The organism is Pradoshia sp. Z4_20, assembly GCF_058216035.1.
Window position 1 is genome coordinate 49216 of the sequence record NZ_JBZAJD010000011.1, and the last position, 11907, is coordinate 61122.

At 39.2% G+C, this 11907-nt stretch carries 10 protein-coding genes, 1 rRNA gene and 1 other annotated feature; all 11 genes read right to left on the minus strand.

The features are described from left to right. Nucleotides 1-88 precede the first annotated feature (88 nt). Nucleotides 89-330 (minus strand) — a binding site (T-box leader). A gap of 42 nt (nucleotides 331-372) precedes the next feature. Beyond that, a complete protein-coding gene (gene gltX, locus AC4BHP_RS17445) occupies nucleotides 373-1830 on the minus strand; it encodes a glutamate--tRNA ligase (RefSeq protein WP_490553551.1) in 1458 nt (485 codons plus the stop codon). A gap of 80 nt (nucleotides 1831-1910) precedes the next feature. Continuing rightward, on the minus strand, nucleotides 1911-2387 hold the full coding sequence (gene ispF / locus AC4BHP_RS17450; RefSeq protein ID WP_490553553.1) for a 2-C-methyl-D-erythritol 2,4-cyclodiphosphate synthase: 477 nt from the start codon (nucleotides 2385-2387) through the stop codon (nucleotides 1911-1913). Further along, nucleotides 2380-3081 carry a 2-C-methyl-D-erythritol 4-phosphate cytidylyltransferase gene (ispD, locus tag AC4BHP_RS17455; RefSeq protein ID WP_490553555.1) on the minus strand — a complete coding sequence of 234 codons (702 nt, stop codon included), beginning with the start codon at nucleotides 3079-3081 and terminating at the stop codon, nucleotides 2380-2382. The genes ispF and ispD overlap by 8 nt, the downstream gene beginning before the upstream one ends. Nucleotides 3082-3114: 33 nt before the next feature. Beyond that, a complete protein-coding gene (locus AC4BHP_RS17460; RefSeq protein ID WP_490553557.1) occupies nucleotides 3115-4209 on the minus strand; it encodes a PIN/TRAM domain-containing protein in 1095 nt (364 codons plus the stop codon). A gap of 196 nt (nucleotides 4210-4405) precedes the next feature. Beyond that, entirely contained in the window at nucleotides 4406-5476 is a 1071-nt protein-coding gene (gene disA, locus AC4BHP_RS17465) for a DNA integrity scanning diadenylate cyclase DisA (protein ID WP_490553559.1), read from the minus strand. Nucleotides 5477-5480: 4 nt separating this feature from the next. After that, entirely contained in the window at nucleotides 5481-6860 is a 1380-nt protein-coding gene (gene radA, locus AC4BHP_RS17470; RefSeq protein ID WP_490553560.1) for a DNA repair protein RadA, read from the minus strand. 169 nt (nucleotides 6861-7029) lie between these two features. Beyond that, on the minus strand, nucleotides 7030-9471 hold the full coding sequence (clpC, locus tag AC4BHP_RS17475; RefSeq protein WP_490553562.1) for an ATP-dependent protease ATP-binding subunit ClpC: 2442 nt from the start codon (nucleotides 9469-9471) through the stop codon (nucleotides 7030-7032). A gap of 12 nt (nucleotides 9472-9483) precedes the next feature. Continuing rightward, nucleotides 9484-10563: a protein-arginine kinase McsB gene (gene mcsB, locus AC4BHP_RS17480; RefSeq protein WP_490553564.1), complete on the minus strand. Its 1080-nt coding sequence runs from the start codon at nucleotides 10561-10563 to the stop codon at nucleotides 9484-9486. After that, nucleotides 10560-11093, minus strand: coding sequence for a protein-arginine kinase activator protein McsA (mcsA, locus tag AC4BHP_RS17485; protein ID WP_490553565.1), 534 nt, complete (start codon nucleotides 11091-11093; stop codon nucleotides 10560-10562). Before mcsA ends, mcsB begins: the two co-directional genes overlap by 4 nt. 23 nt (nucleotides 11094-11116) lie before the next feature. Continuing rightward, entirely contained in the window at nucleotides 11117-11578 is a 462-nt protein-coding gene (locus AC4BHP_RS17490; protein WP_066103078.1) for a CtsR family transcriptional regulator, read from the minus strand. 253 nt (nucleotides 11579-11831) lie between these two features. Continuing rightward, nucleotides 11832-11907: ribosomal RNA gene (gene rrf, locus AC4BHP_RS17495) — 5S ribosomal RNA — on the minus strand; the annotation flags it as partial.

Sequence of the window (11907 nt, forward strand, 5' to 3'; positions counted from 1 at the left end):
CTTATCCTTCCTAAAGATCGTATAATAAACATCCTGTTTCTCCCATCACCAGCCATTTTTCTGCATAAAAAAAGCGCCCTGTCCAAAAGACAGAGACGCTTATAGGCGCGGTTCCACTCTGTTTGAGCTTAAGTATCGAGCTCCAACTTTCCCCTTTTTAACGACAGTGGGTATGCCGCCTTCCTCTACTGGCCTAAATTACCAGGCGTTCAAAGAAGGGCTCAGGGGTGCATTCAGATTAAGAGAGGTTATAACCATTTCCAGCCAATGATGGTTATTCTCTAATAAACATCTTCTTTAATCCTACTTATCCCCATTCATCACTTTAAGTATGAATGTTTAATTATACTATATTATATTACGGTTAAAATGTTAACGTAAAAGTTCTTCTAATTGAGAAATCACTCGATTGCGGCCGAAAAGCTCGATTGCTTTTGGCAGATCAGGACCGTGAGCTTGTCCGGTTACCGCTACACGGATAGGCATAAATAATTTTTTGCCTTTATGGCCTATTTCTTTTTGTACTCGTTTAATTGCTGCCTTAATCTCACTGTCAACAAATTCAGGCATACTCTTTACTTCATCAAGGAAGGCCTTCAATACCTCAGGAACCTGTTCTTCTCCCAGTATTTCCTTCGCTTCATCATTATAAACAATCTCTTTCTTAAAGAAGATGCTTGATAGGTCCACGATTTCTGCTCCGTAGCTCATTTGATCCTGATATAAAGCTATAAGCTTTTGTACCCAATGATGTTCTTCCTCAGACATTTCAGTTGGTACAAGACCTGCTTCCTGTAAATGAGGCAACGCCAATTCAAGCACTCGTTCCGTATCAACCTTTTTCATGTATTGATTATTCATCCACGTAAGCTTTTGTTTATCAAACAAAGCTGGTGATTTAGATAATCGGTCTGCATCAAAGATTGAGATAAACTCTTCCTTCGAGAAGATTTCTTCCTCACCGCTCGGAGACCATCCTAAAAGGGCAATAAAATTAAACAGAGCCTCAGGCAAATAGCCAAGTTCTTCATATTGCTCGATAAACTGAATAATGGATTCATCACGCTTACTTAATTTTTTACGGCTTTCATTGACAATCAATGTCATATGGCCAAAAACAGGAGGATCCCACCCAAAGGCTTCATAAACCATCAATTGCTTAGGCGTATTGGTGATATGGTCATCTCCGCGAAGTACATGAGATATTTCCATCAAATGATCATCAATTGCTACTGCAAAGTTATACGTAGGAATTCCATCTTTTTTAATAATGACAAAGTCTCCAATGCCATCAGATTCAAACGATACATCACCTTTAACCATATCATTGAATGTGTATACTTTACCTTTTGGAACAACAAAGCGAATGCTTGGTTTTCTGCCTTCCGCTTCGAGCCTTGCATGGTCTTCTTCTGTCAGATGGCGACATTTACCCGAATAAGCCGGAGTTTCATTACGTTCCATCTGTTCCGCACGTTCTTGTTCTAGTTCTTCTTCTGTGCAATAGCATTTATAAGCCATATCTCTTTTAATAAGATCACGATAATATTCCTCATAAATATGAGTACGTTCTGATTGGCGATAAGGTCCATATGCACCAGGTACATCGACACTTTCATCCCAATCCATGCCCAGCCATTTCAAATACTTTAATTGGCTTTCTTCTCCACCGGCAATATTTCTTTTTTGGTCTGTATCTTCAATCCTTATAACAAAGCTGCCACCCTGGCTGCGTGCAAATAAATAGTTAAATAAAGCTGTTCTGGCATTACCGATATGAAGATGTCCAGTCGGACTTGGAGCGTACCGAACACGTATACTGCTAGTCATTAATATTTCCTCCCAAATGATAAAGTACCTAAGTAGGATTCATTTTACCACTATTTTAATCTTGTTTAAAACCACCAGTTCTATTCTTTTATTAAAAGAACCGTAGCTTGAGCCGCTATGCCCTCACCTCTGCCTGGAAATCCAAGCTTTTCAGTTGTAGTAGCTTTTACGTTTACTTGTTCCATGTCACCTTCAAGTAGATCGGCTATTACTTTACGCATTTGATCGATATAAGGGCGCATTTTCGGCCGCTCTGCAATTATTGTGCAATCAATATTGCCTAGCTTATATCCCTTTTGCTTTACAAGTTTCCATACATGGGTTAAAAGCTTTTTAGAATCGGCATCTTTAAAAGCCGGGTCAGTATCCGGAAAATGCTTGCCGATATCTCCCTCTGCCACAGCACCCAGACATGCATCTGCTACAGTATGGAGCAGAACATCCGCATCAGAATGCCCAAGCAATCCTTTGTCATTAGGAATGGTAATACCCCCAATAATCAATGGTCGTCCTTCTACTAATTGATGTACATCAAAACCTTGTCCTATTCTAAACATGACGGTCTCCTTTTAAGTTTTTCTCAAGAATCGCTTCAGCAAAATATAGATCCTCTGGTGTGGTAATTTTAATATTATCGTAATTTCCTTCTGTTATGGCTACTCTCTTCCCAATTTGCTCAACCAGACTCGCATCATCTGTTCCAAGGTAATTTGTGATAACAGCTGCCTCATGTGCCTCCTTTAACAGAGACACACGAAAAGCTTGCGGGGTTTGGATTGCCCACAAGCTTGATCGATCGATTGTTTTCTCTACCATGGTATCTCTGACTTGTTTAATCGTATCCTTAACAGGTATGGCTAACACACTTGCACCGAACTCTTTTGCATCAGCAATTAAATTTCTTAACATAGAATGATTAATAAACGGTCTGGCTCCATCATGCACGAGGACGATTTCTGCCTCGTCACTTAAGGCTTTCAACCCATTGCTGACACTATATTGCCGCTCGCTGCCGCCATTTATCAATACAATAGGAGTCGGTAGTGATAATGTTTTGATCAGCCTATTAAATTCTTCTTTTTCTGCAGGATTGATTGGCAAAATAATTTGTTTACAATGCTTATCCGTGCCAAATACAGACAAGGTATGTGCGATAATCGGGCTATTTTTCAGTTCAATCCAAAGCTTATTTTTACTTGCCTTCATTCTTTTCCCTTGCCCAGCTGCAGGGATAATCACTTCATAATCCATCTTCTACTCCTATATCATCGATAGCTATTTCTTTTATAATGCTTTTTCCATTAATTTTGGTTTCGCAAATATCATACGTCCAGCCGAAGTCTGTAAAACGGATGTAACAATGACCTCAATCTTCTTACCGATATAATTTCGGCCATCTTCAACCACAATCATCGTTCCGTCATCCAGATACGCTACACCCTGATTTTGCTCTTTCCCATCCTTGATAACCTGGACGAGCATTTCTTCACCAGGAATAACCACCGGTTTAACTGCATTTGCTAAATCATTAATATTTAATACCTGAACATTTTGGAACTCACAGACTTTATTTAAATTGAAGTCATTGGTCACAACAATACCGTCCAATACCTTGGCTAATTTGACCAGCTTACTATCTACTTCCTGTACGTCTTCAAAGTCACCTTCATACATCTCGACTTCAATTGGAAGCTCTTTTTGGATTTTATTCAGAATATCGAGCCCTCTTCTTCCCCTTGTTCTTTTCAATGCATCGGAAGAATCAGCAATATGCTGCAATTCACCAAGCACAAATTGTGGAATAACGATAGGTCCTTCCAAAAAGCCAGTTTTACAAATATCTGCAATACGTCCGTCGATAATTACACTTGTATCGAGAACTTTCCTTTTTATATTGGATGGAGCTGCTTCTGTATCGCCATCTTGCTCTGTACCTTTTTTCCTTGTTTTAACCGAGTTAGTCACAAGGTTGGTTAGCTCATCCCGTTTTTTAAAGCCCACCTGGAAGCCTAAATAACCAAATATTAAAGTCAAGAGAATTGGAGCGACTGTGTTGATGATCGGTAACTGAATTGAATTCAGCGGAAGACCAATAAGGAAGGCCAATAGAAGGCCAAGTAAAAGCCCCATACTTCCAAATATAATATCCGTGATGGGAGCAATAATTAATTGTTCTTCCACCCATTTAATGAAATGTACTACATGATCAACCATCCAGAAAGTAATGATATAAAAAATAATTGCACCTGCGAAACCAGTAAAAATAGGATTAGTAATAAATGAATTATCAGTAATTAATGAAAATAAATCTGGCAATACGATGATTCCTATGGCTCCTCCTACGATTAAGAAACACAGTTGTATAATTCTTTTTAACATTCCTTCACCTCCCATTAATAATTATAAACGAGGACTTTCCTGCTTTAATAGTTTTTACCCATTAATTAACTTGCTGTAAAGAAGATGTAATTACACTGTAACAAAAAGCATATATCAGCCTTTTTTATGCATTATCTATTATTATAACCTGATTATACGTCAGATAGATGTCAGAACTTCCATATTTTATCTTATATTATAAGCTGTGCTGCCCAATTTCTGTTTTTATATGTCTCAGCCCATGGTGGATTTTTTTAGCTCTTACTTCTCCTATACCCTCTACGTCATCCAAATCCGCTACGCTTGCATTCAACAAATTAGATAGCTTGCCAAACCTCTTTACGAGATTATGGATGATACTGAAGGGCAGCCTTGGTATCTTATGAAGGGCCCGATACCCACAGGGTGAGACGATCTGTTCCATCGGTACAAACCCTGTATACCCAAGAGTTTTCATGATAGCTGTGTCCTCAACAGATTCTGAATAGGATAAATCAACAAACGCCTGAAAAACCTGTTCTGGCTTAAGGCCCTCCGGATCAATTGTGTAATCCTTTAAGACAAGCATTACCTCCTGTTCCACCACATGCAGCATTTCATGTAATTGCAAACGCAGCAGCCTTCCTTCAACACCTAATTCATTCATATAAATCAAAAGCTCGGTTTTAATTCTCATAACCATTATAAGCCTCTGCATTACATATAGAATATCCGCATATGTTACCATCTCTTCAAATTCCAGCTTACTTAAATTATGAATACTTTCCTGCAAAACAGAACGATACCGTTCAAGTGTTTGCATCGCTTGATTAGCCTTTGTTAATATCACAGACAATTCCCTCAGCACGTATCGAAAGTTTCCTTGATAAAGAGTAATGACATTTCTTCGTTGAGAAATGGCTATTACCAATGCCTTCGTCTCTTTAGCAATTCTCTCAGCTGTTCGATGCCTCATTCCGGTTTCCATTGAAGGTATCGTTTTATCTGGTACAAGATGGGCATTCGCAAGCATAATGGTCTCCACTTTCTCATTAAGGATAATGGCTCCATCCATTTTAGCTAATTCATATAGATAACTGGGTGAAAAAGGGCAGCCGATTTTAAATCCTCCATCTACAAGGGATTTAACTTTATCGTTATATCCAACCACAATTAATCCACCCGTATTGGCACGCAAAACATTATCAAGGCCCTCTCTAAAGGGTGTGCCTGGGGATACCAATTGAATGATTTGCGCCTTGGCTTTTTCTGCTGCCTTTTTATCCATTACCTTAACCCCCTAATGCATATTTTAAAGCTTCGCTTACCGAATTGACTCCAATCACTTTGATTTCTGACGGAGGTTTCCAGCCACCCAAATTATTGGCAGGCACGATAATACGCTCAAATCCAAGCTTCGCTGCTTCCTTTACTCTTTGTTCTATCCGCGATACCCTTCTAACTTCACCGGTTAATCCAACTTCACCAACAATGCAATCCGTTGCTCTAGTAGGTACGTCTTTAAAGCCTGAAGCTATACTGACAATTACAGCCAAATCTACAGCAGGCTCACCCAACTTTACTCCACCGGTGACCTTTAAATATGCATCTTGGTTTTGAAGTAAGAGACCAACTCTTTTCTCCAGAACAGCCATTAACAAAGAGACACGATTATGGTCAATTCCTGTTGCCATCCTTCTTGGATTAGGGAAGATAGATGGAGAAATGAGGGCTTGTATTTCTACAAGTATGGGCCGTGTTCCTTCCATCGAAGCTACGACAGTTGAACCCGCTGCACCCTGAGAACGTTCTTCAAGGAATATCTCCGAAGGATTCAAAACTTCCTCCAATCCTTCTTCCTTCATTTCAAAAATACCCATTTCATTTGTAGAACCAAATCTGTTCTTGACTGCCCTTAGAATACGATAAGTATGATGACGTTCCCCTTCAAAATAGAGCACGGTATCCACCATATGTTCCAATAGTCTCGGTCCGGCAATATTACCCTCTTTTGTAACATGGCCAACAATAAATATTGCAATTCCCTTTGTCTTAGCCAGTCTCATTAATTCAGCTGTACATTCACGAACCTGTGATACACTGCCTGGAGCAGATGTTACATCAGGATGGAATACCGTTTGAATAGAGTCAATTATGACAAAATTAGGGTTCATTTCATTGATAGCTTGTTCAATCATCCCCATATCTGTTTCAGAATAAACATAGAGATGGTCTGAAGATACCCCCAGTCTAACAGCCCTCAGTTTTGTTTGCTTCACTGATTCCTCGCCAGATATGTACAAAACATCGTAATTATTATTCGCTAGCTGGGATGAAACCTGCAGTAATAAAGTAGATTTTCCAATTCCCGGATCTCCACCTATCAATAACAAGGATCCAGGTACAATTCCTCCTCCAAGAACACGATTGAGTTCATTTGAATCTGTTAATACGCGAGGTTCCTGCTCCGTACCTATGGAACTAATCGATGTAGGCTTAGCCATTGCCTGATCCGAATGGGTAAAAGCTGTACGTCTCTGATTTTTATTAGCTGTTATTTCAATTTCCTCTGTCATGGTATTCCATTCATTACAGCCAGGGCATTTCCCCATCCATTTTGCTGATTCATATCCACAACTTTGGCATATAAATTTCGTTTTCTTTTTTGCCATATTTCTTTTAATCCTCTCCGGGGAATAAATTAACTAATTATGTGCTTCTTTTTTTATTTTACGGATTATATCGCTATTCTTATTCTTATTATTTGTCATTATAGAGTATTTATAGCTATCTGTAAGGAAAGGGCACAACCCTATGGCAGTGCCCTCAAACCAATATTTGTTACTTACCAGCTATTACTTCATCCCCTGTTTTGGCAGTAAACTCACCATCAACCACATCGATAGTAATTTTTTTACCTTTTTCAATCTTTCCTTTCAACAGTTGTTCTGATAAGAAGTCTTCAACATGTTTTTGGATAGATCTTCTCAAAGGACGTGCTCCATAATCTGGATCATAGCCTTCTTCTACAATTTTTTCTTTTGCCGCTTCCGTCAATTCAAGATTAATATCCTGCTCAGCTAAGCGTTTGATCAGCTGGTCACCCAGCAACGTAACAATCGATTTCAAATGCTCTTTTTCCAGAGAGTGGAACACAATAATCTCATCAATTCTGTTTAGGAATTCTGGACGGAAAGCACGTTTTAATTCTTCCATAACCTGGCCTTTCATATCTTTATAATCCTGGCCTTGATCCTGCATATTGAACCCAACATACCGATTCTTTTTCAAACTATGAGCTCCGACATTGGAAGTCATAATCAAAATTGTGTTACGGAAATCAACTGTCCTGCCCTTTGAATCTGTCAGACGTCCATCTTCTAATACCTGTAACAGGATATTAAAGACATCCGGATGCGCTTTTTCAATTTCGTCAAGAAGCACAACGGAATATGGTTTACGGCGAACCTTTTCTGTTAATTGTCCGCCTTCCTCATACCCAACATATCCTGGAGGTGACCCAACAAGGCGGGATGTTGAATGCTTTTCCATATACTCAGACATATCAATTCTAATCATTGCATCTTCATCGCCAAACATTGACTCGGCCAGTGCTCTAGCTAATTCTGTTTTACCAACCCCTGTAGGACCAAGGAAGATAAATGACCCTATTGGGCGTTTAGGATCTTTCAGTCCAGCTCTTGCTCTACGTACAGCTTTGGAAATAGCTATAACTGCTTCTTCCTGACCAATCACACGGTTATGGAGAATCTCCTCCATATTCAGAAGCTTATCAGATTCAGTTTGTGCAAGCTTCGTAACCGGTATACCAGTCCAGCTCGATACAACGTGCGCAATATCTTCTACAGTAACTTCGCTGTTTTCTTTCCCTTGTTTCTCTTTCCAATCACGTTTTGTATTCTCAAGTTCTTCACGTAATTTTTGTTCGATATCACGCAATGATGCCGCTTTTTCAAATTCCTGACTTTGAACAGCCGCATCCTTCTCTTTTCGTGCCTCTTCCAGGCGAACTTCAAGTTCCTTTAAATTAGGCGGCGTAGTGTAGGAACGGAGTCTTACCTTGGAACCTGATTCATCAATCAGGTCAATTGCCTTATCTGGTAGGAACCGATCGGAGATATACCTATCAGATAGCTTAACTGCAGCGTCGATTGCTTCATCTGTGATTGATACTCTGTGATGTGCCTCATAGCGGTCGCGCAAGCCTTTAAGTATTTGGATAGATTCCTCAATTGTTGGCTCGTCAACCTGAATTGGCTGAAAGCGTCTTTCCAAAGCTGCATCTTTTTCAATATATTTTCTATATTCATCAAGTGTTGTAGCCCCGATACATTGCAATTCCCCTCTAGCCAATGAAGGTTTTAGAATATTGGAGGCATCAATTGCTCCTTCGGCTCCGCCTGCACCAATTAAGGTATGGAGTTCATCAATAAACAGAATAACATTACCTGCAGCACGAATTTCATCCATCACTTTTTTAAGGCGATCTTCAAATTCACCGCGATATTTTGTACCGGCAACAACTGTCCCCATATCGAGTGTCATAACTCTTTTATCTCGAAGGATCTCAGGAATTTCATTATTAATGATTTGTTGGGCGAGTCCTTCTGCAATTGCTGTTTTACCGACTCCAGGTTCACCAATAAGCACAGGATTATTTTTAGTACGACGACTTAATACCTCAATAACCCGTTGTATTTCTTTATTTCTTCCTATTACCGGATCCAGGCTGCCTTCTCTCGCAATCGCAGTCAAATCACGGGCAAGGCTATCCAAGGTAGGCGTGCTTGCTGCAGAAGATGATCCTCCCTGATGAATACCTGCTTCATTGCTGCCTAAGAGTTGTAATACCTGTTGTCTTGCTTTATTCAAACTTACACCCAGATTATTCAGAACACGGGCTGCTACACCTTCGCCTTCGCGAATTAACCCTAATAAAACATGTTCAGTACCTACATAAGAATGTCCCAGCTTTCTGGCTTCATCCATGGACAATTCAATGACTTTTTTAGCACGAGGAGTATAATGAATAGTTTGTACAGTCTCAGATCCCTTACCAATCAGGTTCTCAACCTCTTCCTGAATTTTTTCAGGACTTAATCCAAGAGCATAGAGCGCTTTAGCAGCTATTCCATCCCCTTCTCTCACTAAACCAAGCAAGATATGTTCAGTGCCAATATTATTATGCCCAAGCCTAATTGCCTCTTCCTGTGCAAGTGCCAATACTTTTTGTGCTCTTTCTGTGAATCGACCAAACATCATTATGTTTTCCTCCTATTCATCTTGTGTTTTATCTTCCATCAATAATCGATCCCTGATTAAAGTAGCCCTTCGAATATCCCTGTTTTTTGAATTTAACTCCCCTCCTGCATATCGCTGAAGGAATCCAGGCTGAGTAACAATCATTAATTCATTTAATATATGTTTAGATATATTCGGAATGTAACCTAAATCAATACCTAATCTAACATCTGATAAACATTTTGCCGCTTCCTTGGATTCAATGATTCTGGCGTGAGACAGTATACCAAGTGAACGGAAAACCCTATCTTCCAATTGTATGTTTGATGATTGTACTAATGTGTCCCTTGCTGCCTTTTCCTGCATAATAATCTGTTCCACTACACTGGTTAAATCATCAACGATGTCTTCCTCGGTCTTTCCGAGCGTCATTTGATTGGATATTTGAAATATATTTCCCAGTGCCTCACTGCCCTCACCATAGATACCGCGCACAACCAATCCTAATTGATTAATAGCAGATACCACTCTGTCTATCTGTCTTGTTAACACAATGCCCGGTAAATGAACCATGACAGATGCTCTTAATCCAGTTCCAACATTCGTTGGACAACTTGTTAGATATCCAATCTTTTCGTCGAATGCATAGTCCATTTCACTCTCTACCCAATCATCAATTCTGCTTGCTACTTCGAGAGCTTCAGAAATTTGCAGTCCAGGAAATAGACATTGAATCCGGATATGATCTTCTTCATTAACCATTATGCTAACTTCTTCATTTTCTGAAATAAGGCAGGCACCTACATCTTTATGTTTTGCCAACAGAGGGCTTATTAAATGTTTTTCTACCAGTACTTGCTTATCTAATGGATTTAGATCTATCATTTTTACCATTTCCAAATGTCCTAAACCTGAAAGATACTGACCACCAATACGATCTTCAACTTTTTTTAGTAATCTTTTGGCTTCTTCCTGTGAAAAAACAATCGGAAAGGCAACATTTTTTACGTTTCTGGCCAGCCGGACTCTTGAGCTCAATACAATATCCGATTCCGGCCCTTCCTGGTTCATCCATGAACTGATGGCATTTTCCATAAAGTGTTCAATTGTCATTTTTGTTCGCCCCCTTCTTGAGAGGCTTCAATTTCCTTCTCTAATGAACGAATCTGATCCCTGACTTCTGCTGCCTTCTCAAATTCCTCTGCCTCAACATAATCATTGATTTGAGCCTTTAAATCATTTATTTGCTTTCTTATATGTATAGTTCCGCCAGCACGTTTAGGAATTTTTCCGTTATGATGGACATTCCCTCCATGCAATTTTCTTAATATGGATTCTAAATATGGATTAAATGTCTTATAGCACTCCGAACATCCAAACCGACCGATATTAACAAATTCACGGTATGTTAATCCACAATGGGGACATGTCAGTTGATCTTCATTACTAAAGGGAGATTTAGAGTTGGCTGATTTCATACCTAATCCCATATTTAATAAACCTGCTAACAGATTATTGAATGAAAAAAAATCGCTTTTTTCTTCAGCACAATATTCACAAAGATTTACTTCCGTTTGTTTGCCGTTAACGATTTTTGTAACCTTCATCGTAGCGGGTCTTTCGTTACATTCCTGACAAAGCATTGTTTTCACCCTCTCGTAGCAACTCATTTATACCTTAATGTCATAAACATCGCTTTTAAGATTCGCGCGCGCAATTCATCTCGTTCAGGTAAATCATAATGGAGTACAGAACGGTCCATTACACTCAACATGATTTTTGCCTCCCGCGAAGATATAACTTCTTCCTCAACTAATCTGCCAATTAAATCCTCAGAATTACTTTGAGAGATACGCTGTCCAACCAAATTACTGATTTGTTCAATTAAATGTGCTCTGTCATGGGACTGTACCCGCATTATACGAATATAACCCCCGCCACCCCGTTTACTTTCTACCAGATAACCTCTTTCGATCGTAAAACGAGTATTAATCACATAATTAATTTGAGAGGGAACGCATTGGAACTTATCAGCAATTTCGCTTCTTTTTATCTCTACCAATTCTTTCTCGCTTATATCGAGAACGCTCTTCAAATAATTTTCAATAATATCGGATATATTTTTCATATAGGCTCCCCCTCTCACTGTTTTGACTTTGACTATATTTGACTATAATTATACAAAAGCATCCTCAATTTGGCAATCATTATACTTTACTCTAACTTATTATATGTATACTGCACAATTAACCTTTTTATAAAAAACCAATACTTCAATTCTACCCAAATTTCCTTTTTTAAAACCCTGAAACCTTCCTGTAAAAAGGATCTTTTTTCCCTAAAATACAAAAAAACCAGTTCAAATTGAACTGGTTTTGGCTGCCCGGCAACGTCCTACTCTCACAGGGACTCGCGTCCCAACTACCATCGGCGCTGAAGAGCTTAACTTCCGTGTTC

Bases quoted from the DNA above. Each gene is read 5' to 3' on its own strand.
- disA (WP_490553559.1), bottom strand. From the start codon at position 5,476: ATGGATAAAAAGGCAGCAGAAAAAGCCAAGGCGCAAATCATTCAATTG.
- radA (WP_490553560.1), bottom strand. From the start codon at position 6,860: ATGGCAAAAAAGAAAACGAAATTTATATGCCAAAGTTGTGGATATGAA.
- mcsB (WP_490553564.1), bottom strand. From the start codon at position 10,563: ATGACAATTGAACACTTTATGGAAAATGCCATCAGTTCATGGATGAAC.
- clpC (WP_490553562.1), bottom strand. From the start codon at position 9,471: ATGATGTTTGGTCGATTCACAGAAAGAGCACAAAAAGTATTGGCACTT.
- AC4BHP_RS17490 (WP_066103078.1), bottom strand. From the start codon at position 11,578: ATGAAAAATATATCCGATATTATTGAAAATTATTTGAAGAGCGTTCTC.
- gltX (WP_490553551.1), bottom strand. From the start codon at position 1,830: ATGACTAGCAGTATACGTGTTCGGTACGCTCCAAGTCCGACTGGACAT.
- ispF (WP_490553553.1), bottom strand. From the start codon at position 2,387: ATGTTTAGAATAGGACAAGGTTTTGATGTACATCAATTAGTAGAAGGA.
- ispD (WP_490553555.1), bottom strand. From the start codon at position 3,081: ATGGATTATGAAGTGATTATCCCTGCAGCTGGGCAAGGGAAAAGAATG.
- AC4BHP_RS17460 (WP_490553557.1), bottom strand. From the start codon at position 4,209: ATGTTAAAAAGAATTATACAACTGTGTTTCTTAATCGTAGGAGGAGCC.
- mcsA (WP_490553565.1), bottom strand. From the start codon at position 11,093: ATGCTTTGTCAGGAATGTAACGAAAGACCCGCTACGATGAAGGTTACA.